Raw genomic sequence first — 25,714 nt, forward strand, 5'->3', positions numbered from 1 at the left:
CCGCACTCTTAGGGTGGGGATTACTGCACGTTCAAGAAAAGAAATAAGATGGAAGGATGATTTATATGTGCGGGATTACAGGATGGGTGGATTATAAACGCTCATTAGAAGGAGAAAGAGATGTCGTTACGAAGATGGCTGAGACGTTAGCGAAACGGGGGCCGGATGATAATAAAGTTTGGATTAAAGGAAATGTCGCATTTGGGCATAAGCGGTTAATCGTTGTGGATCCTGAGGGCGGTAAACAGCCGATGACTTGTTTAAAAGATGAAACGAATTACGCCATTTGCTATAACGGTGAACTTTATAACACAGAAGACATTCGAAAGGAATTATTAAGAAGAGGATATACGTTCAAAGGTCATTCTGATACAGAAGTATTATTAGCTTCTTATATTGAATGGAAAGAAGAATGTGTCGATCATTTAAACGGTATATATGCGTTTGCGGTATGGGACGAACAGAAAGAACAAGTATTTATTGCGAGAGATCGATTAGGTGTAAAGCCACTTTTTTATAAATATGATAGCGGACGCTTACTATTTGGTTCGGAGTTAAAAGCGATATTGTCGCATCCAGATGTGAAGGCGGAAGTAACGTTAGAAGGATTATCAGAAATATTCGGGCTCGGACCGTCAAGAACGCCTGGCCACGGTATTTATGCTGGTATAAAAGAATTGCGTCCAGGTCATGCGATGACATTTTCAAAGAACGGTTTATGCATATGGAGATATTGGAATGTAGAAAGTAAAAAACATGAAGACTCTTTTGAAGAAACAGTAGAGAAAACGCGCTTTTTATTACAAGATGCTATTACAAGACAGCTTGTTTCTGATGTACCACTATGTACTTTTTTATCGGGTGGTGTAGATTCGAGCGCTATTACAGCTATTGCAGCGAAAGAATATGAGAGATCGGGAAAAGGGCAATTACACACGTATTCTATTGATTACGAAGATAATGACAAATACTTTAAAGCGAATGCATTCCAGCCAAATTCAGATGCTCCGTTTATTAATTTAATGACTGAGACATTTCAAACAACCCATCATCGCTGCGTCATTTCGAATGAAAAATTAGCAGAGTATTTAACTGAAGCAGTACTCGTTCGTGATTTGCCTGGTATGGCAGATATCGATTCGTCATTATTATGGTTTTGCCGAGAAATTAAACAAGATTTTGTCGTTGGCTTATCTGGAGAATGTGCAGATGAAATATTTGGTGGATATCCGTGGTTTTATAGAGAAGATGATTTACAATCGAGTGCATTTCCGTGGATGCGTTCTACAGAGGCACGTGAACAACTTCTAAAAAAAGAATGGAGAAATAAATTAAATTTACAACAATATGTACAAAGGCGCTATGAAGAGTCGATTCAAGAAGTTCCTATTTTAGAGGGGGAAAGTCCGCTAGAAGCAAAAAGACGCCAATTATTTTATTTAAATATGGTATGGTTTATGACAACATTATTAGACAGAAAAGACCGCATGAGTATGGGAGCGAGCTTAGAAGTACGTGTTCCATTTGCAGATCATCGTCTTGTCGAATATGCGTGGAATATTCCTTGGGAAATGAAAATGTATAAAAACCGCGAAAAAGGTCTATTACGTAAAGCGTTAGAAGGTGTACTTCCACATGACATCTTATATAGAAAGAAGAGTCCTTATCCGAAAACACACAATCCACACTATACAAAAGCAATAACAGTATGGCTTCAAAATCTATTAACGGATAAAGGTTCAATTTTACACGAACTGTTTGATAAAGAGCAGTTGAGCGAATTGATTCAGTCTGGCGGCAGCGCATTTCAAACACCATGGTTTGGTCAATTAATGACTGGGCCACAGCTTTTAGCTCATTTAGCACAAATTCACGTTTGGTTTAAAGAATATGGGGTAAATATTAAGGAATAAGGGAAAAGCGGCTTACAATTATGTAAGTCGCTTTTTATTAAAGAAGTTTTCATATAAAATTCAAAATCACCTTATAAACAATATTTAATTAGAATTATTATTTTGACGTATTTATTATTGTTTGTTATAATTGGAAACAAATGTTCTGAAAAGTATTCTCATTTATAAAATTGAGGTGTTATATAGATGACAAAGAAAAAAATAGGTTTACTCGTAATGGCGTATGGAACACCAGAATCATTAGACGATGTAGAGGCATATTATACACATATCCGTCACGGGCGTACGCCGTCAGAAGAAGCGCTTGAAGATTTAATGGGGCGCTATAAAGCGATTGGTGGAATTTCGCCGCTTGCAAAAATTACGAAAGAACAGGCGCATAAATTAACAGATTCAATGAATAACATATTTACAGAGTATGAATTTACTTGTTACTTAGGTTTAAAACATATTGCACCATTTATAGAAGATGCTGCAGAAGAAATGAAGCGTGATGGGATTGAGCAAACGATTAGTATCGTATTAGCGCCGCATTATTCTACATTTAGCATTAAAGCGTATAATGACCGTGCTATTCGTCTTTCAAAAGAAATCGGTGGTCCTGTTATTGAATCAATTGAACAATGGTATGATGAACCGAAGTTTATTTCGTATTGGGCAGACCAAATAAAAGAGACGTTTACTAATATTATAAATAAAGAGAAAGCAGTCGTAATTTTTTCAGCGCATAGTTTGCCAGAAAAAATTATTGCAGCAGGAGACCCATATGTAGAACAACTAAAGCATACGGCAGATTTAATTGCAGAAGCTGCAAATATTCAAAACTATACAATCGGTTGGCAAAGTGCTGGGAATACTCCAGATCCGTGGATTGGTCCAGATGTGCAAGATTTAACGAAAGATTTATATGAAGAGCATGGGTACGAATCTTTCATATATTGCCCAGTTGGTTTTGTAGCGGAGCATTTAGAAGTTTTATATGACAACGATTATGAATGTAAAGTTGTAACGGATGAATTAAATGCCAAATATTTTAGACCAAATATGCCGAATGCGCAATCTGCATTTATCGACTGTTTGGCTGAAATTGTTTCCAAAAAAGTGAAGGAAATAGTTGACAAAGATCTAGTTTTGAATAATAATTAGTTTATAATAATTTTAAACAAATAATAATTACTATGAAAGAAAGAGGAGGATCCCCCTAGATGAATCCAAATAATCGCTTAACAACAAACCAAGGTGCTCCAGTTGGAGACAACCAAAATTCTCGTACAGCTGGTCGTCGTGGACCAGTATTATTAGAAGACTATCATTTAGTAGAAAAACTTGCACACTTTGATCGTGAACGTATTCCGGAGCGTGTTGTGCATGCACGTGGTGCAGGTGCTCACGGTGTATTCGTAACGAAAAATAGTATGAAGCAATATACGAAAGCTGCATTTTTACAAAATGAAGGAACTGAAACACCTGTATTTGTTCGTTTTTCAACGGTTATTCATGGTCAAGGTTCTCCTGAAACAGCACGTGACCCACGTGGGTTCGCTGTTAAATTTTATACAGAAGAAGGAAACTACGATATCGTAGGTAATCATTTACCAGTTTTCTTCATTCGTGATGCAATTAAATTCCCTGATATGGTACATTCTTTAAAACCAGCACCTGATACGAATATTCAAACGCCAGATCGTTACTGGGATTTCATGACGTTAAGTCCAGAATCTACACATATGATGACATGGGTATTTTCTGATTACGGTACACCAGCAAGTTATCGTGAAATGGAAGGTTTCGGTGTCCATTCATTTAAATGGATTAATGAAGAAGGTAAAATTGTTTATATTAAATACCACTGGAAACCACAGCAAGGTGTACGTAACTTAAATGCGAAAGAAGTGCAAGAGGTACAAGGGAAAGACTTCAATCATGCTACTCGTGACTTGTTCGACGCGATCGAAAAAGGAAATCACCCGAAATGGGATTTACACGTACAAGTTATGCAATTAGATGAAATGGATTCTTTAGACTTTGATCCACTAGATCCAACGAAAGTATGGCCAGAAGATCGCTTCCCGTTAATTGAAGTAGGGACAATGACGTTAAATCGTAATCCGAAAAACTTCTTTGCAGAAGTAGAACAAGTAGCGTTCTCTCCAAGTGCCACTGTAAATGGTATTGAGCCATCGGAAGATAAATTATTACAAGGTCGTTTATTCTCTTACCCAGATACACAGCGTTATCGTCTTGGTGCAAATTACTTACAAATTCCTGTAAACTGCCCATACGCAGCTGTTCATAATCAACAACGTGATGGTGCGATGCAAGTGAATCAAAACCCATCTACAATCAACTACGAACCGAGCCGTCATGCAGAGAATCCAGTTGAAGACCCAGCTTACCGCGATTCAACTATGAAAGTAGAAGGCTATGTATCTCGTGAAAAAATTGACAAACCGAATGACTTCAAACAAGCAGGTGAGCGTTACCGTTCATTCTCTAAAGAAGAGCAAGACAACTTAATTGCAAACTTAACAAATGACTTAAAAGACGTAAATGAACGCACAAAATTATTAGCTGTTTGTAACTTCTTCCGTGCAGATCAAGAATACGGTATGCGTTTAGCGCAGGCATTAAATGTTGATATTACGCAATATGTAGGAAATGCTCCGAAATAAATAGGAAAAGACGACTGGGTTTCGGTCGTCTTTTTTATGTGTAAAGTTACACGCGGGTATTCTTCAGTTTCGTTATGTCGGAATTTGTTGGTAAATCGATATCTTGTGTCGAAACGTTGATATATTGAAAGGAACAATCGATATATTTGAAAAATCGTTGATATATCCAAAAAACCGTTAATATATTTCCGGTTATACTAGGTGGGGTATGTTGCCCGGTGCGCAAAAAAGAGATGCAATCTATTACTAATAGATTGCATCTCTTTTTTAGTTCACTCGCTCAGTATACTCATAAGCTTTCTCCCCATGCATCGAAATATCAAGTCCCATATGTTCCTCGTGCTCATCTACCCGGACAGGGAGGAAGAAGTTGATTGCTTTAATAATGGCATACGTCATTATAATTGTGAACGCATATGTTGCGCCGATCGCTACAAGTTGTTTCAACAGCAGCGAGGCGTTTCCGTAAAATAATCCGTTAGCGCCATCGCCGTTTACGGCAGTAGTTGCAAATAATCCTGTCGCAATACCGCCCCAAGTTCCACCGATGCCGTGACATCCGAATGCATCGAGTGTATCGTCGTATCCGAATTTTGTTTTTAAGAAAAAGACCGCTCCGAAGCATAATACGCCGCCAATTGCTCCGATAAGAAGAGCTGAGAAAGGTGTAACGAACCCGCAAGCTGGTGTAATAGCGACTAGACCGGAAACGGCGCCACAAGCAGCTCCCATCGCAGTCGGTTTTGATTGGAAGAACCACTCTGAAAGCATCCAAGTTAATGCTGAGGCAGCAGCGGCTATATTTGTATTAATAAATGCAGTTAAAGCTACGTCGTTTAAGGATAATGCGCTGCCGACGTTAAAACCGAACCAGCCAAACCATAATAAGCCTGCGCCTAACATTGTAAATGGCAAATGGTGAGGAGAAGAACCATTTATGTTTTTTCGTTTTCCGAGGAAAATAGCTAATACAAGACCAGCAACTCCGGAAGTGATGTGAACGACGTTTCCGCCAGCGAAGTCTAGTGCACCAAGTTCCCTTAGCCACCCGCCGACGCCCCATACCCAATGAGCGACAGGATTGTAAACAATCGTTGTCCATAAAAGGATAAAAATAAGAAAGGCAGAAAATCGCATTCTTTCAGCAAATGCACCTGAAATTAAAGCTGGAGTTAAAATGGCGAACATTAGTTGAAACATCATGAATAAATTGTGAGGAATAGTAGATGAGTAGTCTGGATTTGGTGCGTAGGTAACTCCGTTTAGACCGAACCAATCAAGTGTACCGATAAGCCCGTGCCAATCTGGTCCGAATGATAAAGAATAGCCGATAACAATCCATTGAATCGAAACGATAGCCATTGCACTATAACTATGCATCGTTGTACTGAGTACATTTTTGCTGCGAACCATACCTCCATAAAAAAGTGCCAATCCTGGTGTCATCAACATGACCATTACTGTCGTCACAAACATAAAAACTGTATCTCCCATATTCATGAGCTCTCCTCCTATAATGTTAGAAAAAATAACATCGTTTTGTTATGTTTCATATCATATTCGAAAAAGAACTAAAAATCAACTAAAAATTCAGAAAAATATATACATGATGTTAGAAAATATAACATAGATTATTTTGTGAGGATTGAAATCGACATATGCGTTTCTCTCGGATAATTGGTATAATATTCTTACAATTAAAAACTTGGGGGATGCGTGTGGGAAAAATACGGACTAGGAAACTATTCATTTGTTTTTGCTTAGCTTTTGTTTTGTTTGTACCAATACATACTTTTGCAGACGAAAAAAGAGAGTGGAAAGATGAAGTTATATACTCCATTATGATTGATCGCTTCAATAATGGAGAACCGAAAAATGACAAACAATTAGAAGTTGGTAATTTAGAAGGGTATCAAGGCGGGGATATAAGAGGAATTATAAAAAGGTTGGATTACATAAAAGAAATGGGTTTTACTACCGTTATGCTTTCGCCGCTTTTTGAAAGTGGAAAGTACGATGGATTAGACGTGCGAAATTTTAAAAAGGTAAATGAACATTTCGGGACAGACAATGATGTGAAAGAACTTGTAAAAGAAGCTCATGCAAAAGGAATGAAAGTTGTATTTCAATTTCCGCTTGGAGAAAACGAACGACAGGTAATTGACGCAATGAAATGGTGGATAAAAGAAGTTGATTTAGACGGAAGTTATGTTATACATAGTGAAAAAAAGCCGCGTTCCTTTTGGGATAACGCGCAAAAAGATATGCAAGTGATAAAGAAAGATTTTCGTATTATGACAAAGGAGGATAGCGAATACAACGAAAAAATCGTAGAATCGTTTTCCGAAGCGGATGTATCGGTGAAATCGTTATACGATGTGAGTAAAAAAGAAGGGGAATTTGTTACGTTTTTAGATGATCAAGAAACAAAAAGATATGCGCGTATTGCAAAAGAAAATATGTATTATCCGCCATCACGTTTAAAACTGGCGCTTACTTATTTGTTAACATCACCTGGGATTCCGAATTTTTATTACGGAACGGAAATTGCATTAGATGGAGGAAGTGTACCCGATAATAGACGATTAATGGATTTTAAGTCAGACGAAAAATTTATGCAGCACATAACAAAACTAGGTGAAATTAGGCAGGCGAGACCGTCTTTACGACGCGGTACGTTTGAGCTTCTGTATGATAAGAGCGGGATGAGCATACTAAAACGAAAATATAAAGATGAAGTAACTTTAGTAGCAATTAATAATACGAAAGAAACACAAAAAGTCTCCTTACCTGCAAGTGCAATTGGTGAAAAACAAGAGTTAAGAGGATTGTTACAGGATGAAATTATAAGAGAGGAAAACGGAAAGTTTTATCTCGTTTTAAAACGTGAAGAATCAAACGTGTATAAAGTTAACGGAGAAACAGGTGTGAATTGGTTATTTATCTCCTTAATCGTTGGTGTGAATGTATTATTTATTGCGTTTCTAATTGCAGTTAAAAGGAAGCGTAGATGAGATGAGAAATTACTCGCTCTATGTTCATGTCTTCTTATTGTATTTGTAAGTTTGTTCGGCGGGGCAATAGTGTTATTCTGTTGATATGAAATTTCTTAAGAGAAACGACGTGAGAATGAAAACGTCCCTAGTGAGAGGAGGGCTAGGTTAGGAAGAGGATTTTCTTCCTAACCTGTTTTTTGTGTTAGCACCGATAGGGAAGAATCTTTGAAGCAATCAATAATTGCAACTATATTAATTTTACATTACATTAAAAGTTAGAGAATACTCTTATACTAATACAGTGCTAAATAGTAGGTGGGAAAATGGAGTTTTACGATTTGGGTATTACCATTAAAGAGCTTAGAATTAAAAAAAATATATCACAATCCGAATTATGTCATGGAATATGTTCGCAAAGTCAAATTAGCAAAATAGAAAAAGGTGTGATTTATCCATCTAGTATATTGTTATATCAATTATCAGAAAGACTTGGTATTGACCCAAATAATATATTTGCATTAACTCAAAACAAAAAATTAAAATATGTAGAAAATGTAAAATGCGTAATAAAAGATTGCTTAAAGCAAAAACAATACAAAGAACTTTATGAAATAGTGAAAAAAGAGAAAAACGAAAATAACTTCCAATCAACAGAAGATAAACAATTTTTAATATGGCATGAAGCGATTGCTATATTTATGGTGGATAAATCAATAAAAACTGCTTTAGATTTTTTAAATAATGCATTAAAATTAACTGTAACTAATTCTGATTTTTTATCAGAAAGAGAAATAGATATTATGCAGACAATTGCTATATTTCATGGGGAAAATAAAGAATATGAAAAAAGTATTAATATATTAAGAAGGTGTTTAACTAATTTTAATAAGTTAGATTTTCCTAGAGATAAAGAAATTAAATTGAAAATTATTTTTAATTTAGCAAAAATTTTAGGTCATGCAAATCAACATGAAGAGGCAGTAAAATACAATGATATGGGTATCAAACTAGCTATTAATCTAAATACTTTATATTTACTAGGTGAATTATACTATGGAAAAGCTTGGAATTTATTGAAACTTAAACAACCTAATGAAGAAGATATTGCAAATAACATGAAAAAAGCATTATTTATATTTGAACTAACAGAAAAAGAAAATCTGATAAAAATGGTTAAAGAAAAATATTTTGAAAACCAAACTGAAAAAAGTCACTCATAATTCATTTGGAAATCACTTGAAATATAATAAAACCTACAGGGGAAATCTCTGTAGGTTTTATACTTATAAACTTGCTTCTAAAATATTAGTGCTTAATATAAATTTTTGAATAAGAGTTTACTTAGCGCTTTAGCGTACTTTTTTATTTTGAAGCCTGCATCTTTATTAAAGATGTATGCTTCTTTTTAAATCCATCCGAATATTATTGGTTCAAGTCGGAGGAAGGTACTTTGGGGTGTCTTTTCTTTAGATCTTTATCATTAACTATTTAATGTTTTTTAAATGATTACATGACATATTTTTTTTGTACCAAGCTTTGTTGATACAGTTAGATTTATCCGTTAGTGTATTCGTATTATTAGAACATCCTACAGTATTTAGGGAGAATGTGGCTAATAAAAACCATAATATTAATTTCTTCAAAAAACCACTTCTAACTCTTTTTTAATTAACATTTTTGAGATCCTTACTAATTTTACATTACATTAAAGGTTGGGAAATATTCTTATACTCATAAATTGTTACGTTTTGGCGGGGAGAGGAATTATGAGTTACAGCGATTTTTAAGATGACTTTGGCCCAGGATGTGGTTATTAAGAAAAGTAATTCAAATTGAAGGGGAAACGTCTTAAGGCATATTTTTCTTATTTTCAATAAGGTCTGCTAAATACATGTATAAAACAAATTCTATAATAAGGCCTAGTTTGATCATGCGCTCACTTGTAAAGTATTCGTATGGTTAGACTCTGTTCACTTAGTGATTTTCACCGCATATACCATTTTTCTATGGTTTGTTCTCGGAATATTGTCTCTACAAAACAAAAAACTCCTCTAATTAAGAGGAGTTTTCTTTTTAGCGGTAGTTAATGAACTGTACGTCGATTGGTAAATCGGCGCTACGAACAGCTGCGATTACTGCTTGTAAGTCATCACGGCTTTTCGCTGTAACACGTACTTGATCATCTTGTACTTGTGTTTTTACTTTTAATTTCATTTCTTTAATGATGTTGTTAATTTTTTTCGCGTTATCTTTATCGATACCTTGTTGAAGTGTTGCGCGTTGGCGAACAGTGTTGCCAGTTGCAGCTTCAACTTTTCCGTAATCTAAGTTCTTAATTGGAACGTTACGTTTTACAAGTTTAGAGATAAGAACGTCTTTTACTTGCTCTAATTTAAACTCGTCATCAGAAGTTAAAACAAGTACTTCTTTTTCTAATTTAATATCACTTTTACTTCCTTTAAAGTCATATCGGTTTTGGATTTCTTTTAATGCGATATTAATTGCGTTTGTTACTTCAGGTAATTCTACTTTCGAAACGATGTCAAAAGAACTATCTTTTGCCATAGTTAGCACCTCCAAATAAATTTCTAATCTTGTTATGTACTGTACATACTAAAGTATAGCTGAAAACGAGCTTAGACTTAAGTGTTTTCATGCTTATAATGATGTAACCTCATTTTATTATAGTGAATTTTGGGCAGTTGGACAAATATAGGAAAAATCATGTTATAATTAACTTTTGTTTGGAATGATAAAAAAGATAATTTTATATATATAGAAGGGAATTAAAAAATATGTATTTGCAAATAGGATCGATTGAACAGGTAACTGTTTTACGCGAAACGGAAATCGGATATATGGTTGGGAATGAAGAAGAAGAAATTTTCCTACATAAAAACGAAGTAGCTGGAGAAATTGAAGAAGGCGATACGATTGATGTATTCTTATACCTTGATCACCAAAATCGTATTTCAGCAACAATGAAGGAACCAATTATTACAACTTATGATTGGAACTGGGTAAAGGTTGTAGAAGTTATTCCTAGTTTAGGTGTGTTTGTTGATATTGGTGTGTCAAAAGATATACTAATTCCAGCTGATGAGTTCCCGATTTATATGCCAGTATGGCCAGAAGTAGGCGACGAATTATATTGTACGTTAAAATTAACGAATCGCGATCGTTTAATTGCTCTTCCGGCAAGAGACAGTGATATGCAAGAAATTATCGTAGATGCAACGCCATCTATGCGTAATAAAAACGTAAATGGACGTGTATATCGTTCGCTTCAAGTTGGTTCATTCATACTAACTGATGAGCATTTCCGTGCTTTCTTACACCATACAGAAAGAAAAGAACAAGTCCGCATCGGTGAGCGTGTAACGGGCCGTATTATTGACGTGAAAGATGATGGTACAATTAACATTTCACTTCTTCCTCGTAAAGAAGAAGGAATGGAAGACGATGCTGCAGTAATTTATGCATATATGGAAGAACGAGGCGGAGCAATGCCGTTTTGGGATAAGAGCCATCCAGAAGATATTAAAGAACGCTTTAACATGAGTAAAGCTGCATTTAAGCGCGCACTTGGTAAGTTGATGAAAGAAGAAAAGGTTTACCAAGAAGAAGGTTGGACTTACTTTAAGAAATAAAGTAAATGAAAAAAGAACTATCCTTTCTCTGAATTTTTAAGAGAAGGGATAGTTCTTTTTTATTATAAAGTAGATAAAAAGTAAATAAAGTGTAATAAAACGTTTAATCTACAAATATTTTATTGTATTTATAAGGAAAAAGGAATATAAAATGGTAAATTGTCGGAAAATATACATTTTTAGAAAAAATGTCACAATATTGTTGTTTTTATGTTGAAGCCCCCGGAAAATTCTTTAAATTGTTAATTGTAAGAATAAAACCGATGCGAATTAGGGGTGAATGTATGGAAAAGAAGCAAGTTAAGAAAAAGTGGTATAGGTACTTCATACAGCTTATGGTAGTTGCATTAATTGTTACTTCTATACCGATGAATGGACTGGCGGAAACGGCACCGCCGTTTACACCGTCGCCAAATTCAGAACCAAGTCCACAAGTAGAACAGAAAGACGAGAAGGAATTACCAGCTCCACATCCAGATCAGATAAAACAAAAAAATGCCAATGCAAAAGCTAAGCCGACTGAAGTTGTAGAAGAACGGACGGAGACAGAAAAGGTTTTTGATAATCAAGATGGTACGTTTACTAAAAAAATATATACTGAACCAATTCATGCAGAAAAGAATGGGAAATTAGAAGAGGTTTCTACTAATTTAGTAGAATCACCAGATAAAAAAATCGTAACAGAAAATACAGCATTAAAGCCGAAGTTTGAGAAAGTAGTAAAGGATGGAAAGTATGTTCAATTCGAAGTGGATGGACATACGATTCAGTATGAATTGACAGGCGCACGTGGTGAAAAGGGTGAATTAAAACCGACAGCTGTTACAGCGTCGCATGAAGAGAATACAGTATGGTATAAAGGGATTTTTCCAAGTATTGATTTAAAAAGTACAACATTTAATGAAAATGTAAAGGAAGACTTTGTACTCCATCAATATACAGGGCATCACATTTTTTCATTCGAATTACAGACAGATTTACAGCCGAGTTTAAAAGAAGATGGTTCTATTATTTTTCAAAATGAAAAAAAGGAGAATGTATTTGTACTACCAAAGCCTTATATGGCTGACTCAAATATTAATCAAGAATCCGGAGAAGCTGTTACATCTCAAGATGTGAAATATGAGATAACTCCTGCTGGGGGGAAGAAATACAATTTAACAGTTACTGCAGATCCAAAATGGTTAGAATCAGCCGAACGTAAGTATCCTGTTTTTATAGATCCTTCGGTTACGGTAAGGGGATTTGAAAATGCGTATGCATCAAGCGCAGATCCTAATATTAATTATTCAGGCGGTAGTTTATGGGATGAAGGACAAAAGGCATATACGTTAAAAGTCGGTTATTTTAATGCAGGAACAGGCACAAATGATGCTTTTATTAAATCTGATATTTCTAATTTAAAAGGTGCAACAATTCAAAGTGCAACATTTCATACGTATGCTATATGGCATTATTACGGAGATAGCCCAAATGGTGTATGGCTTGATGAAGTAACGGGAAATTGGAATGTTTCTAATATTAATTGGAGTAATAAGCCAGGATCAAATAATATTGCTCAAGCAAATGTAGGTCGCGGGAAGTGGGCGCAATTTAATGTAACAAATACAGTAAAAGCGTGGGTAGATGGAACGAGACCGAATTACGGCTTCAAATTACATGCTAACGGAAATGGACAGACGCATTGGAAGAAGTTTGTCGCAGCTCAAAATGGTTCGAATGCGCCATATTTAGCGGTTAATTATTCATATGAAAAATTGAATAAACCGAGGGTACAAGCGTATTCGAATGGAACTGGAAGTGAAGCAGGGCATTTCAATATACAATGGGACGCAGTTCAAGGTGCAAAAGGATATAAAGTTGCCATTTTTAATGGATATGACTATGAATATATTCCTGTCGGAAATGTAACAAGTTGGAGTACGAAAGATAAGAAAATCTTCCCTACACAAGATGAAATAAATGCAGGGAAATTTGAGTTTCATAAAGATGGAAAGGGGACGGATTTTTCCGTAAGCCCTGGCCCAATGTACAAAAATGCTTATTTGGCAGGTAGCCCATATGGGGATTATAGTTCAGCTCGTGGGTACTGGATTCGAATCGTAGCGGAATATCCATACGGTGATAGTCCGTTGTCTGATGAAACAGTTTCCTATGTTCCGCTAGAACAAGTAAAGAGGCCAGCTGGATCAGCTTATACAAATGGGCCAGGTAGTAATACAGGATATGTATCAGTAAAGTGGGATCCTGTTCCAGAGGCAAGTGGTTATAAAGTATGGATTTATAACGGGAAAGACTATGAAGCATTTGATGTTGGTAATACAACAACATGGACAACGCAAGGACAAAATATTTGGCCGACAGAAGCGGAAATTTCTAGTGGAAAATATCAACTTCATCATGACCAAAAAGGAAATGAGCTTTCGCTAGATCCATCTCCAGTCTACCGCAATTCTGGTGGTATATATGGTGGTTCCAAAAACTATTGGTTCCGAGTAACAGCGTATAGTAAAGCGGGTCATGCAGAAAGTGAAATTTCACAAGAGTTTACACCAACTTTTTCGAATGACGTTTCTTGGCTTGGCACGAAAGATTATTGGGCAGCAGTGAATGTAATTGGTGGAAAGGTTACTGCTATTAATGGGAATTTTGTTATGGATGAGACGGATTTTAATCTGTCTGGAAAAGGCCCGAATGTATCTATTGATCGAACGTATAATAGTCAAGATACCGGAACTGGTTTATTCGGGAAAGGCTGGCATAGTTCATTAGAAGAAGTGATGAAAGAAAAATCTTCTGGAAATATTTTATATACAACGAGAGACAAATCCACATTACTATTTACTAAAACAGGTGATAATCAATATCAAGCACCTAATGGTGTTCATTTAGAAGTAAAGAAAATAGCTGATGGATTTGAATTAAAAGATAAAGATCAATCCGTTATAACATTTTCAAAGCAAGGAAAAGTACAACAAGAGAAAGATAGCTTTGGAAATGTTGTGAAGTATGAATATGATACAAATCAAAGGCCGATTAAGATTACAGATGCATCAGGACGTACTATTACTATTACGTATACAGGGAAATTTGTTTCTCAATTTATAGGGCCAGAAAATAGCACTGTAACGTTCGAATACGAAAATGATCAGTTAGTAGGATCTACGACACCAGAAGGAAAGAAGTATCGTTATGGCTATGAGAATGGAAAACTACGTTATACGTTTGATCCGAAACATACGGAAACAAAACCATATAAAACGACATATACGTATGAAAATAATAAATTAGTAAAGGTAACAGACCCGCTAGGAAAGGAATCTGTATTATCTTATAACGATGCAGCTAAAGAGGTAACGTTGACGGATGCTAAAGCTCGTAAAACGGTGCATAGCTATAATCAAGCTGGTAATCCAGCAAAAATAGTTGTAGATGCAGAGCATTTAAAGTTAACGACAACATATGAATATAAAGCGAATCACTTGGAGAAAACGACAACGCCTAAAAATCAAGTGGAAACAGTCACATATGATAACAATGGTAATGTGACTTCTGTAACAGATCCAACAGGGACTGAAAAGTTTGAATATAATAAAAATAATGATGTTATTAAAGCGACAGATGTAGAAGATCGGAAAACTACTATAGCGTATCAACAAGCAAATGCAGCTGTTTCAGAAACAAATCATGCCTCCGAAACAGCTGAAGTAAAACAGTATGATAAATTTGGGAATGTCATTCAAACGAGTAAAAATATTGGTGTAGGAGGAAACCTTCTAAAAAATCCAAGCTTTGAAATGGACACATTACAAAATTGGACAATGGTGAATAAAGATAGTAAGGGCTCTATGACAAAGGATGCGGAAGGAGCACCGGGAGGGCTTGGTGGCTCAGGTTCATTGAAGTTAACTGCGCAAATAACTGGTGCTAGTTCTTGGGGATATACAGCAATAGCACAGGAAGTAGAAGTAGAACCTAGTACGAACTATACATTAACGGGTATGGTGAAAACTACACTGAAAAATGCAGATGCCTATTTTAATGTCATGTTCTTAGATGAAAATGGAAATCCGACTGGTGGAACGGATTGGTCCGACAATCGCTCAAATAATTTAAAATCAGAAAATGGATGGTCGAATCGTCAATTGACGTTTAAAACGACAGATAAGGCAAGTAAAGCAAAAATACATTTAGTCATTGAACATGAAAGAGAATCTGTAAGTGGAGCAGCTTGGTTTGATAAGTTGCAGCTTGAAAAAGGAGATGTATCATCTAGTTTTAATCCAATTGTAAATAGTAGTTTTGAAGAGTATTCGGAAACTGGATCTGTTCTGAATTGGACTAGAAATTGTCCAGAAAATTGTAATCGAAAAGATATAGCAACAGAAGGATTTCATGGTGGTTCTTCTATTGTATTAGAAAACTTACAATATAATCAGAAGGACATTAGTTACCAAAGTCGTATTGTACTAAATCAAAAACAAGCACAAAACTTAACTTTAACTGCTATGTCAAAATCCGAGAAAGTAGAGAATAGTGCAGGAGAGAAATTATCGAAAGATTATGCAGTACGAGCAGATGTAACGTATCAAGATGGTAGTACTGCCAATTTTACAGCTATGTTTCCGAATGGAACGAATGATTGGAATCGTAGTGCGGTATTCATTCCAGCGACAAAGCCGATTAAACATATCGATACTTATTTGTTATTTAGAAATGAAAACAAAGGAAAAGTATGGTTTGATGATATTCGGTTATTAGAAGGGAATGTGCTTGTCAAAAATGAATATGACAACGATGGAAATGTAACAGCTTCGTATGATGAAGAAGGAAATAAAATAGCCTTTTCTTATGATGGAGTCGGAAATAAAAAGTCAGAAACCGATGAGAGAGGGAATACAAAATCTTTCGATTACAATAAAGATAATCAACTTAAAAAAGTGACATTAAAAAATGGAACTTCTGTTGGTTATAATTATGATCATAATGGCAATACAACTGAAAAATCTATAATGTTTGGTGGGAAAACACAAACACACAAATATGAGTATGATGTAGATAATAAAATTACAACGTATATCGATGCGTTAAATCGTCGCATTGAATATGAATATGATGCAAATGCAAATAAGACAAAAACGAAAATGCCAAATGGCTCACTGATTGAATGGAGTTATAATACAGCGGATCGCATTATGGGTGAAAAGCGAAATGGAAAAGATGCCTTTACATTCGAACGCGATGCTAATGGACAAGAAACGAAAGTGAAAGATCATGTAAATGGGGTTGAAAAAAGCAAAACATATGATACAGCAGATCGGATCACGAGTATAACGGATAGCCGAGGTGGGAAAATTGATTGGGCATATCATGATAAAGCAAATAGCAAAACCGAAAAGTTAAAAGAACAGTCAATTACACACGGTGGGTATAACAGTAAAATAAAATATGAATATAATGCTTTAGATCAAAACACATCTGTTTGGGATGAAATGTGGGCACATTATAATTTCCATTATGATGAGAACGGCCACGTACGTACGTATATCGCACCGAATGATGCTAGTGCAACGTATAATTATGACCAAACAGGGAAACTATCGGATTTAGCTATTGCAACACCAAAGCAAATGCTACTATTAGAGAAATATGAGTATGACAAAACAGGAAACCGTACGAAGATTAAACATGAAAGTCTTGATGGGAAAATAACGGAAACAAATTATGTTTATGATCCAATTAATCAATTATTAAAAGAATCTACACCAAATGGAACAGTTAGAGACTACATGTATGATGGATTTGGCAATCGTACGAGTGTGAAAGTAACAGAGAATGGAAAAGAAACGAAATCAGTAATCGCAACATTTAACGAAGGAAATCAACTTCTAAAATTCGGAAACGAATCGTTAACGTATGACGCAAATGGTAACCGTACATCTGATGGGAAATACACATACACATGGAACGAAGCAGACCAACTTGTTGCTGTAACGAAAAAAGGGGAAGGCAAACCGTTCGCAACATATAAATACGACAACGAAAACCGTCGTATTGAAAAGAACGTAAACGGACAAGTAACCCGTTACTTCTACGATGGTGACAGCATCAACCCGCTATATGAAACAGACGGGAACGGAAAAGTCCTCCGACAATACGTTTACAACAAAGACGGCGTCCGCCTAGCAATGAAAATACAAGATCAATCGGTATACTACCATTACAACCCGCGCGGTGACGTAATAGCAATGACCGACAAAGATGGACAAATAGTCGCAAGCTATGAATATGATGCATGGGGTAACGTCTTAAAGAGCGAAGCAAAAGGAATCGCAGCAGACAACCCATTCGGATATGCGGGATACATGTATGATAAAGAGATTGGTATGTATTACTTGATCGCGAGATACTATAACCCAGACCATGGTGTGTTCTTATCGGTGGATCCAGATCCGGGTGATAGTGATGATCCAGTGACGCAGAATGGGTATACGTATGGTGATAATAATCCGGTGATGATGGTGGATCCGGATGGGTATAAGGCAAAAAAAGTTGTAAGTGGATATAAATATTGGAAAAAAGGTAAGCATGAATATTACCAAAGAAGTTATAAGCAAACTAAATTTAATTATTATTCAGGACAAATTGCGAGAGCAGTTGTCAGTTTTAATGCTGGTAATGTAGTTAAGAACATTGGTTTAAAATATATAAAAGCTCCAAGTCGACAGAAGAGTTTAGAGATAGTAGGGGGCTATTATGTTGGGGAAAAATTTATAAAGCCAGTCCCAGAACCGGGTACTAAAATTACTTTAACTTATAGAAAAAAATTGAATTCTAAACAGTGGTATTTAAAATATGACGAAGGTAAATCAAAAGGGAAATGGAAGAAAGCCAAATGGTAAAAGTGAATAATATGCTTAAAAGGTTCAGAATTATTGATTTGCTATTTATATATATAGTAGCTTATGTTTTAGTAGATCAGCCTTCGGATTTGAAAAAGATAGTCTTCTTTCTTGCTGGCATTACCATATTTATACTAGAGAAAGTTATGCTGTCTTCAAAAAAATTCAATCAATATTTAAAAAATGTCAGGGAAGGATTTATATCTGATGTACTGATAGGAGTGTTGTTTTTTTGGTATATCTTTAATGTTCTTAATATAGCTACTTTACTTGTTTTATTAATAATTTGTATTTTGAAATTCAAGGAAGATATTGATGTGCTTTTGCGTAAGTAAATAGTTTTCTCTTGAATTTATTATTGGCCTATGGATTAACACGAATGGAAACAGAGTAAATTGAAACATTAATAGATTATAAAATTAAGGGAAGAGGCGAGAAAATGTCTTCTTCCTTTTCTATACACATGGAATGAAGCAGATGGCTCTGTTGCAAAGTTTTTTACAGATAGAAAGTTAGGATGGGGCATATACGTTTACAACAAAGACGGTGTCCGCCTAGCAATGACCGACAAAGATGGACAAATAGTCGCAAGCTATGAATATGACGCATGGGGTAACGTCTTAAAGAGCGAAGCAAAAGGAATCGCAGCAGACAATCCGTTTGGATATGCAGGATACATGTATGATAAAGAAATTGGCATGTATTACTTGATTGCGAGATACTATAATCCGGAGCATGGTGTGTTCTTATCGGTGGATCCACATCCGGGTGATAGTGATGATCCAGTGACGCAGAATGGGTATACGTATGGTGATAATAATCCGGTGATGATGGTGGATCCGGATGGGCATTGGGCATATCGCTTTTGGGGTACGACGCCGATGCCGTATCATAATAATCGGACAGCATATGCACATGTTAAGGGAGTTAAGTCTGGGTTGATTGCGGTAAGAGATAGTTATGCAGGATTTGTTGGGTTTGGAAATGTAATGAATAAGTTGCTAACTTTTGGTGTGGGGGCAAATTATGGATGGAAAACATCTAAAAATAACTCGAAAAAGAAAATTGCAAACTTATCTCCTGGACAGCGTGTTGCAAAACAGCAAATCATAAAAAATACAGTGAAATCAGCGGTTAAAGGAGCATTTTTTGTTGGCAGTAAAGCTGTTGGGGGAATAGGGCTGATCCCGGACTTGGTAGTTTATGTAGATGGATATTATAAAGGATATAAAAAAGGGTATACGGAGTATAGACCGAAAAAAACTAATTCTAAGAAAAGAAGGAGATAGATTAGTAAAATGGAGACGACACATATAATAATTGGTATATATAATGTTGTTTTTATTATAGCTGCATCGGTGTTTATGTTAAAAAGGAAAAACTATCGAGCTGTAATAGTGTTAGTAGTATGTCTCATATATACAATTCTAGTAAGTTTTACTTCATATATGTCGTTCTTTGGTTACACAATTAACACGTTAATTGTAATTTTTCTGGGTATTATTTTCTTCTTAGCTAGTATATTTGAAAAAGAAAAATAAAGTAAAGTTGATTCAGTGTATCTCAAAATTTAAACAGTTAGTTTAATTTTGGGATACACTTTTTTATTTAAAATAACACCTTCCTTCTACTATGGCGACAGTAAGAAAGTTTATGTAAGGCGAATTAGCTGGATGCTAGATGTTTATAGGTTTCGGAAAGGGATTTAAAGAGGAGTGACAGGATGAATGAATTCGATGAGCGATTAATATGGGTGTATGGAATCATGGTAATGGCCTTTTTCGGAGTAAAGTTTATTGAGTTTATTATTCGGAGTAAGGTGTATTCATTAGCTATGTTTTTCATCCCATTTGTTGTTCTCTAAGTATTGTATTTTACGCCTCTATCATCAATTTCTATATAGATCCGTTTATTGATATTTGGATTATCTTTTATAATAGTGTCCATTATGTTCTATTTCATTGAGGTAAGATGATGGAGATGTAGGAAGCTTCTTTATGAATCAAGGTGTATAAAAGCCTATAAAAATTATAACCCTCAGAAGATAGGAGATGATTTTTATTGAAGGTGGAGCAATTATTACATGGATTATAGGGATAGGTTGGATTTTATATTTGTCAATAATGTTCTTAAAATCAAGAGAATACATTCCGTTTACTATTACAGTAATATGGCTCGTATATATAATAGTTATAATCTTCACTCCATATTTTAACTTTTTAAGTTGGGGTATTAAAATTTTGATTTTATTCTTTTTTGCGCTGGCTGTTTGTTGCTCATTTGTGTTTTATAAAACTAGGTGATTTCTTTTATTAATAGAAATTGTGTAGTTGATTGGAAGTACGATGATAGTAAGTAGGGACATAACTTTATGTCCTTACTTACTTATATAGGACGAGATAAATCAACTTGTTGCCTTAATGAGCAAAGGTGAAAAGAACGTAAACGGACAAGTAACCCGTTATACGAAACAGAAGGAAACGGAAAAGTCCTTCGTCAGTACGTTTACAACAAAGACGGTGTCCGCCTAGCAATGACCGACAAAGATGGACAAATAGTCGCAAGCTATGAATATGATGCATGGGGTAACGTATTAAAGAGTGAAGCAAAAGGAATCGCAGCGGACAATCCATTTGGATATGCGGGATACATGTATGATAAAGAGATTGGCATGTATTACCTGATTGCGAGATACTATAATCCAGAACATGATGTGTTTTTATCGGTGGATCCTGATCCGGGTGATGAAGATGATCCAGTGACGCAGAATGGGTATACGTATGGTGATAATAATCCAGTGATGATGGTGGATCCAGATGGGCATTGGGTGTGGTTTGCAGTAAATGCTGGTTTTGCAGCTTATGATGGCTATAAAGCTTATAAATCAGGAAAGGGTTGGAAAGGGGTAGCAAAAGCTGCAGCTATAGGCGCAATTGGCGGAGGAAAATTAAAACTAACAAAAACAATTACAAAACCGGTTTATTTTACAAAGTTATTAGGAAAAAATGCAAGAGCGCATAAATCAAGAATTAATAAGGATTTGCCAGGTGGAAAAGCTGTTGCAAAAAGTATTTTTAGACATTATACAAAAGGGCAAAAGGTGATAAATCATAGAAAAGGAAATTCAGTTAGAAGACATACTAAAGACAATCGAATTCAAATTAGAATGGTAAAACGTAAAGATGGCACGTGGAAAGTTAATTTAGATATTAAAAGAAAAAGAATATACGAAGATATTCATTTTTAAGTATATAATACTGAAATTTTAATTAGGAGTGAAGAAGATTGATAGGAATGCCACATTATATAGTTCCGGTGCAAGTTCATCCAAAAGCTATAGATGCTTTAATGAAAGAAGCGGAGATCAAGATATTAAGTTTAACACCTATAATGCAAAAAGATGATAATACTATAATCAGTTCAGAAATAGCCATTCAACTAAAAGATAATTTATATTTAAATGTTTCTGTTGCTAGGTCAGAGATGAAATTTGAAGATGAAGTAGAGCACCTTCAGGTAATAGTGGAAAGAAATGTTCCCAATATAACCGATGGAAATCCTAAAAATATACTAGTTTTCGAAAAGTTTTTGAGGATAAGGGGAAATGTTCAGTGTGAACTATTAGTGGAAGAAGAAAAATATACAGATTTATCTTCAAAGAAAGTACTCTATACTTCCGAATGTGGAACAGGTATATTATTAAAAAATGATGAGGAAACTGTCTTAATAACTTGTAATGAATTTTGTACAATTTTAGTAACAAAAGATCAAGAAATAATTAATGATATATTAAATAAGCGTTATAATTTTACTAGATTAAAAGGATGAAATGAAAAATAAGGGAATGTAAATAAATCTGTACTATTTGTAAAGGACATATATTTAACAAAGGAATCCAGTTTGTCAAGTTTGGAAATAAATCGTTAATGTTTCGGGATGCATTTTTTATTTTAAATAATTCATTTTTTCATTAGCATTATAAAATAAAGAAAAAATTAGAAATAGTGATGGAAGATTAAAAAGCACGATCTTATTTTTAAATAAGGTCGTGCTTCCTTTTAATTCTCCTGCTCACGCATAAGAGTAAACGTATCTTTCAAATCACTATCATTTATTTTAATATTTGCCTTTTTTAATTCCTCTTGTAACAATTTTTTGCTGAATACAGGATCAGCAGTACGTTCTTCCTCTAAGTTTTTGCGAATAGAGTCTTTCACTTCATCATAAGGCTTTAAAGCTTTTTTATCAGTTAATTTAATAACGTGATAACCGTTTGATGATTTTACGGGATTGCTAATTTGTCCAACATTTAGTTTGTAGGCAGCGGTTTCGAATTCAGGGGCCATTGTACCTGAATTGAAGTATCCAAGGTCTCCACCTTTATCTTTTGATAGCAGATCTTGTGATTCTTGTTTTGCTAATTCTTCAAATGAAGCACCAGCATCTAGTTTACTCTTTATTTCTTTCGCTTCATTTTCGTCACTTACTAAAATGTGACTCGCTTTAATTTCTGGCTTATAATGGTCTTTTACGTCTTTTTCTGTAATGCTTTTCTTAATCGCTTCATTCATAGCAAGTTTGAACTTAATTTGATTTTTGAAATCCTCTTCATCTTTTAAACCATAATTTTCTAATACTTTTTTGAATTGATCTCCATATTGTTTTTTTACTTTTTCTACTTCTTTATTTACCTCTTCATCAGGTACTTTATATTTTTTTGTGATGACGTCTTGTGCCATCATTTCGTATAGCATGTCTTTTCCGTAACGATCTTTCAATTGTTTTTCGAAGTTATCCTTTGTAATGGTGGAGTCTGTTGCTGTAGCGACTGTAGCTGAGCCATTCTTTTGTCCGCAAGCAGATAGCATCAATATACTTATTAGTGCAGTAATAATGAAAATATGTTTCCCTCTCATGCCAACACCTCATCCGAATATGTTATCGCTATTGTAGAATATAGAAGTGAACATGAAGTGAATTTTTAATGTTTTTTCCTTTAAAATGTAAAAAAGTACATCAACATAATTGTTGATGTACGATGGAATCAAAGGTGATCGGTCTTTTTAGAGTATGCACGTTTACCTTGCTGAATATTTTTTTGCTCTTGCTCATTTTTTTGTGTGCGTTTTGCGTTATTATCACGTGCTTTTTTGTCGTTATCACTCGTATGTGGCATATGTATCAACTCCATTTCTAAACGTTGTACGTTTATCATTTCCTTTTTCGTAAAGACTATGTATAGCGGTGCATTTATGAAGGGTAAAGGTGGATTCGAAATGGATTTGAAGTTGAATTATACTGAACTTATAAAGAAGTTAATCGTTGTAATCATCGCAGGTTTATTAAACGCGATTGGGATGAATTTATTTTTAACGCCAGCAAAAGTGTATGCGAGCGGCTTTGCTGGATTGTCTCAATTATTATCACAAATATTAGGTGATTTTTTATCGATTCACATATCTACGGGAGTATTGTTTAGCTTATTTAATATTCCTGTCGTTATTTTAGCGTGGAAAAAGGTTGGAAAGGCCTTCACCTTTTTTAGTTTTCTTTGTGTTATATTTATGACTTTGTTTCTAGAAATCATCCCTGTTAGAGCGGTTTCGAATGATATCATATTAAATGCGATTTTTGGCGGGATTATTTCGGCAATTGGAGTAGGGATTGCTTTAAAGTGGGGTGCTTCTACAGGTGGATTAGATATTATCGCCATGATTTTATCAAAAATAAAAGATAAGCCTGTCGGTACATACTTTTTCTTTTTTAATGCAATTATCATTATCGCTGCTGGCTATGTATATGGATGGGAAAAAGCGTTGTATACGCTAGTGACTTTATATGTATCAACGAGAATTATTGATGCAATTCATACTCGCCATGTAAAGATTACAGCATTAATTGTTACGAAGAATGGGGCAGACGTAAGAAAGGCGATTCACTCGCGATTAGTAAGAGGGATTACAACGATACCAGCAACAGGTGCTTATACAAATGAAAATAAAGAAATGTTAATGATGGTTATTACCCGTTATGAGTTATACGAATTAGAGAGGATTATTAAACAAGTGGACCCAGGTGCATTTACAAATATACTGCAAACAGTTGGGGTGTTCGGATTGTTTCGGAAAGATTAAAGAGGACCAAAGTTGGTCCTCTTTTTTAATGTAAATTCGTAATGTTTTGCAATTGCTCTTGCATTTCACGGAGCTGAACTTTTTCAGCAGTTGAAGAGTTTGCGTAAGCGGATTGCAAAGCATTTTTTGCTCTATACACGAGATCTTGTTGCTCAGTACCGCTTGAACAAGATACGGCATTTTCAACAGCGTCTCTAGCTTGTTGGAATAGTAAGTTCCCCATTTAAACCCCTCCAAAAGAAGAGTTACTTCTTGCTTTTTCTGCCTCAGCTAATGTACCTCTGTACGGGAATCTTGCATCATGCTTCATAACAGCATCGGCTCCTTGTTGGATAAAACGTTTTGATTTGTTCTTTTTACCCATTCGAAAAACCCCCTTTATTTAGCTGAAAACAATCGACGCGATGTCTCATGCGTCTACTTATAGTATGGACATTTGGCAGGAAACTATAAGTAGGGAATTTTTAGATTACAACCCAAGAACCTCTTCTAAATATAAAGCAATACCATCTTCTTCGTTCGTTAACGTCGTATGGTTTGCGAGTGATTTTAATTCAGGGATGGCATTTCCCATTGCGATGCCGTGACCAGCAAATTCAATCATTTCAAAATCATTATCTTCATCACCGAAAGCGATAATGCGCTCTTGTGGAATGTTGTAATGACTAGAAATTTTTTGTAATCCAACTGCTTTATTTAATCCGCTTTTCACAATTTCAATAATCGGCCAAGGTGCGCCCCATTTTCTATGGTCGATTACTTCCGCATGCATATCGGTTAAATGTTGACGAATTGCAGTAGAATGCTCGTCATGTGCGTCAATTAATAAGCAAGTTGGATGATCGTTTAAAATATTTAATAAGTCTCCCGTAAAAATCTTAGGAGAGCCGAATTCGAAAATATGTTTTTTATCTTCATCAATTTCACGAACATACACATCGTCCATTACTTCCGCGTATATATTTTTTACGCCAAAATCAAAGCAAGCTCGGACAATTTCTTGCGCTGTTGCTAGCTCAAGAGGAGAGTGATGTGTTCCCCAGTTTGAATCAAGAGGATGATGTACGTAAGCGCCGTTAAAGTTTACGATAGGTGTGTTAAGATCAAGTTCTTTATAGTAATCATAACTAGCACGGAATGGACGTCCTGTTGAAATAACGACAATATGTCCCTGTTCCTTTGCTTTTGCAATTGTATGTTTCGTTCGAGTGGAAATTATTTTGTTGTCTGTTAATAAAGTGCCGTCTAAGTCTAATGCGATTAAATGTTGTTTGTTCATAATTTCACCTCTTATAATAATTTTTTTGTATCTATCTGTATTTCCGTTTTTAATATGCAGAAATAAGAGGTTAGACTTGGTGAAATCACCATAGATGGAAATTTCACTATATATCCATCTTACGTCTCAAAGTGCTGTGGTGTCTACTATTTATCGTTGGAAATTAAG

19 protein-coding genes and 1 pseudogene are annotated in these 25,714 nt (G+C 35.1%); 13 read left to right on the plus strand and 7 right to left on the minus strand.

Translation table 11 applies throughout. The annotated features are described in order from the left end of the window. Positions 1-65 precede the first annotated feature (65 nt). The 3 genes from asnB (at position 66) to katB (ending at position 4,585) form a co-directional block, all read left to right on the plus strand. Positions 66-1,913 carry an asparagine synthase (glutamine-hydrolyzing) gene (gene asnB / locus MHH55_RS22235; RefSeq protein ID WP_078186993.1) on the plus strand — a complete coding sequence of 616 codons (1,848 nt, stop codon included), beginning with the start codon at positions 66-68 and terminating at the stop codon, positions 1,911-1,913. 186 nt (positions 1,914-2,099) lie between these two features. Further along, a complete protein-coding gene (hemH, locus tag MHH55_RS22240) occupies positions 2,100-3,059 on the plus strand; it encodes a ferrochelatase (protein WP_078186994.1) in 960 nt (319 codons plus the stop codon). A 59-nt stretch (positions 3,060-3,118) separates the two neighbouring features. After that, complete coding sequence (gene katB, locus MHH55_RS22245; protein ID WP_001069176.1) at positions 3,119-4,585, plus strand: catalase KatB; 1,467 nt, start codon at positions 3,119-3,121, stop codon at positions 4,583-4,585. 267 nt (positions 4,586-4,852) lie between these two features. Here katB and MHH55_RS22250 read toward each other — a convergent pair whose 3' ends face one another. Further along, positions 4,853-6,085, minus strand: a complete 1,233-nt coding sequence (locus MHH55_RS22250) for an ammonium transporter (RefSeq protein WP_001055855.1) — start codon at positions 6,083-6,085, stop codon at positions 4,853-4,855. Between the two features lie 158 nt (positions 6,086-6,243). On the opposite strand from MHH55_RS22250, the gene MHH55_RS22255 reads away from it, so the two are divergent. After that, on the plus strand, positions 6,244-7,599 hold the full coding sequence (locus MHH55_RS22255; RefSeq protein ID WP_065211711.1) for an alpha-amylase family glycosyl hydrolase: 1,356 nt from the start codon (positions 6,244-6,246) through the stop codon (positions 7,597-7,599). 305 nt (positions 7,600-7,904) lie between these two features. Beyond that, the gene (locus tag MHH55_RS22260; protein WP_069358004.1) at positions 7,905-8,801 is read left to right on the plus strand and encodes a helix-turn-helix domain-containing protein; all 897 of its coding nucleotides are present in this window, start codon (positions 7,905-7,907) and stop codon (positions 8,799-8,801) included. Positions 8,802-9,654: 853 nt separating this feature from the next. Here MHH55_RS22260 and MHH55_RS22265 read toward each other — a convergent pair. Next, a complete protein-coding gene (locus MHH55_RS22265; protein ID WP_001040149.1) occupies positions 9,655-10,146 on the minus strand; it encodes a YajQ family cyclic di-GMP-binding protein in 492 nt (163 codons plus the stop codon). A gap of 230 nt (positions 10,147-10,376) precedes the next feature. Between MHH55_RS22265 and MHH55_RS22270 the strand changes: the two genes are divergently transcribed. From MHH55_RS22270 to MHH55_RS22300, 7 genes and pseudogenes are all read left to right on the plus strand, one after another. Beyond that, a complete protein-coding gene (locus MHH55_RS22270) occupies positions 10,377-11,231 on the plus strand; it encodes a CvfB family protein (protein WP_000281259.1) in 855 nt (284 codons plus the stop codon). Positions 11,232-11,515: 284 nt separating this feature from the next. Beyond that, positions 11,516-18,133 (plus strand): DNRLRE domain-containing protein, encoded by a 6,618-nt coding sequence (locus MHH55_RS22275; protein WP_078186225.1) that lies wholly within the window; start codon positions 11,516-11,518, stop codon positions 18,131-18,133. Continuing rightward, the gene (locus tag MHH55_RS22280) at positions 18,127-18,468 is read left to right on the plus strand and encodes a hypothetical protein (protein ID WP_000241493.1); all 342 of its coding nucleotides are present in this window, start codon (positions 18,127-18,129) and stop codon (positions 18,466-18,468) included. The genes MHH55_RS22275 and MHH55_RS22280 overlap by 7 nt, the downstream gene beginning before the upstream one ends. Before the next feature lie 192 nt (positions 18,469-18,660). Beyond that, positions 18,661-19,422: pseudogene (locus MHH55_RS22285) on the plus strand (RHS repeat-associated core domain-containing protein); the annotation flags it as partial. A 434-nt stretch (positions 19,423-19,856) separates the two neighbouring features. Then, positions 19,857-19,997 (plus strand): hypothetical protein, encoded by a 141-nt coding sequence (locus MHH55_RS22290; protein ID WP_229699485.1) that lies wholly within the window; start codon positions 19,857-19,859, stop codon positions 19,995-19,997. A gap of 669 nt (positions 19,998-20,666) precedes the next feature. After that, positions 20,667-21,380: an RHS repeat domain-containing protein gene (locus tag MHH55_RS22295; RefSeq protein ID WP_075677586.1), complete on the plus strand. Its 714-nt coding sequence runs from the start codon at positions 20,667-20,669 to the stop codon at positions 21,378-21,380. A gap of 47 nt (positions 21,381-21,427) precedes the next feature. Continuing rightward, positions 21,428-21,961 carry a hypothetical protein gene (locus MHH55_RS22300; RefSeq protein ID WP_002197523.1) on the plus strand — a complete coding sequence of 178 codons (534 nt, stop codon included), beginning with the start codon at positions 21,428-21,430 and terminating at the stop codon, positions 21,959-21,961. A 230-nt stretch (positions 21,962-22,191) separates the two neighbouring features. Here MHH55_RS22300 and prsA read toward each other — a convergent pair whose 3' ends face one another. Further along, positions 22,192-23,049 (minus strand): peptidylprolyl isomerase PrsA, encoded by an 858-nt coding sequence (prsA, locus tag MHH55_RS22305; RefSeq protein ID WP_078186223.1) that lies wholly within the window; start codon positions 23,047-23,049, stop codon positions 22,192-22,194. A gap of 128 nt (positions 23,050-23,177) precedes the next feature. Beyond that, positions 23,178-23,309 carry a DUF3941 domain-containing protein gene (locus tag MHH55_RS22310; protein WP_001120851.1) on the minus strand — a complete coding sequence of 44 codons (132 nt, stop codon included), beginning with the start codon at positions 23,307-23,309 and terminating at the stop codon, positions 23,178-23,180. A gap of 100 nt (positions 23,310-23,409) precedes the next feature. On the opposite strand from MHH55_RS22310, the gene MHH55_RS22315 reads away from it, so the two are divergent. Next, on the plus strand, positions 23,410-24,267 hold the full coding sequence (locus tag MHH55_RS22315; protein WP_000364431.1) for a YitT family protein: 858 nt from the start codon (positions 23,410-23,412) through the stop codon (positions 24,265-24,267). Positions 24,268-24,292: 25 nt separating this feature from the next. Here the strand turns inward: MHH55_RS22315 and MHH55_RS22320 are convergent, their stop codons facing one another. The 3 genes from MHH55_RS22320 to MHH55_RS22330 all read right to left on the minus strand — a co-directional run bounded on the left by MHH55_RS22320 (position 24,293) and on the right by MHH55_RS22330 (position 25,546). Then, positions 24,293-24,490, minus strand: coding sequence for a DUF3813 domain-containing protein (locus MHH55_RS22320; RefSeq protein ID WP_000527407.1), 198 nt, complete (start codon positions 24,488-24,490; stop codon positions 24,293-24,295). Next, on the minus strand, positions 24,491-24,631 hold the full coding sequence (locus tag MHH55_RS22325) for a hypothetical protein (RefSeq protein WP_000516816.1): 141 nt from the start codon (positions 24,629-24,631) through the stop codon (positions 24,491-24,493). A 105-nt stretch (positions 24,632-24,736) separates the two neighbouring features. Continuing rightward, positions 24,737-25,546 carry a Cof-type HAD-IIB family hydrolase gene (locus tag MHH55_RS22330; RefSeq protein ID WP_001041232.1) on the minus strand — a complete coding sequence of 270 codons (810 nt, stop codon included), beginning with the start codon at positions 25,544-25,546 and terminating at the stop codon, positions 24,737-24,739. Positions 25,547-25,714: the final 168 nt, after the last annotated feature.

Source organism: Bacillus sp. FSL K6-2944, from assembly GCF_038005385.1.
Lineage (GTDB): Bacteria > Bacillota > Bacilli > Bacillales > Bacillaceae_G > Bacillus_A > Bacillus_A cereus.

Bases quoted from the DNA above. Each gene is read 5' to 3' on its own strand.
- katB (WP_001069176.1), top strand. From the start codon at position 3,119: ATGAATCCAAATAATCGCTTAACAACAAACCAAGGTGCTCCAGTTGGA.
- MHH55_RS22330 (WP_001041232.1), bottom strand. From the start codon at position 25,546: ATGAACAAACAACATTTAATCGCATTAGACTTAGACGGCACTTTATTA.
- MHH55_RS22300 (WP_002197523.1), top strand. From the start codon at position 21,428: ATGCCACATTATATAGTTCCGGTGCAAGTTCATCCAAAAGCTATAGAT.
- MHH55_RS22310 (WP_001120851.1), bottom strand. From the start codon at position 23,309: ATGCCACATACGAGTGATAACGACAAAAAAGCACGTGATAATAACGCA.
- MHH55_RS22325 (WP_000516816.1), bottom strand. From the start codon at position 24,631: ATGGGTAAAAAGAACAAATCAAAACGTTTTATCCAACAAGGAGCCGAT.
- asnB (WP_078186993.1), top strand. From the start codon at position 66: ATGTGCGGGATTACAGGATGGGTGGATTATAAACGCTCATTAGAAGGA.
- prsA (WP_078186223.1), bottom strand. From the start codon at position 23,049: ATGAGAGGGAAACATATTTTCATTATTACTGCACTAATAAGTATATTG.
- MHH55_RS22320 (WP_000527407.1), bottom strand. From the start codon at position 24,490: ATGGGGAACTTACTATTCCAACAAGCTAGAGACGCTGTTGAAAATGCC.
- MHH55_RS22270 (WP_000281259.1), top strand. From the start codon at position 10,377: ATGTATTTGCAAATAGGATCGATTGAACAGGTAACTGTTTTACGCGAA.
- MHH55_RS22250 (WP_001055855.1), bottom strand. From the start codon at position 6,085: ATGAATATGGGAGATACAGTTTTTATGTTTGTGACGACAGTAATGGTC.
- hemH (WP_078186994.1), top strand. From the start codon at position 2,100: ATGACAAAGAAAAAAATAGGTTTACTCGTAATGGCGTATGGAACACCA.
- MHH55_RS22290 (WP_229699485.1), top strand. From the start codon at position 19,857: ATGAATGAATTCGATGAGCGATTAATATGGGTGTATGGAATCATGGTA.
- MHH55_RS22315 (WP_000364431.1), top strand. From the start codon at position 23,410: ATGGATTTGAAGTTGAATTATACTGAACTTATAAAGAAGTTAATCGTT.
- MHH55_RS22255 (WP_065211711.1), top strand. From the start codon at position 6,244: ATGCGTTTCTCTCGGATAATTGGTATAATATTCTTACAATTAAAAACT.
- MHH55_RS22280 (WP_000241493.1), top strand. From the start codon at position 18,127: ATGGTAAAAGTGAATAATATGCTTAAAAGGTTCAGAATTATTGATTTG.
- MHH55_RS22260 (WP_069358004.1), top strand. From the start codon at position 7,905: ATGGAGTTTTACGATTTGGGTATTACCATTAAAGAGCTTAGAATTAAA.
- MHH55_RS22295 (WP_075677586.1), top strand. From the start codon at position 20,667: ATGACCGACAAAGATGGACAAATAGTCGCAAGCTATGAATATGATGCA.
- MHH55_RS22265 (WP_001040149.1), bottom strand. From the start codon at position 10,146: ATGGCAAAAGATAGTTCTTTTGACATCGTTTCGAAAGTAGAATTACCT.
- MHH55_RS22275 (WP_078186225.1), top strand. From the start codon at position 11,516: ATGGAAAAGAAGCAAGTTAAGAAAAAGTGGTATAGGTACTTCATACAG.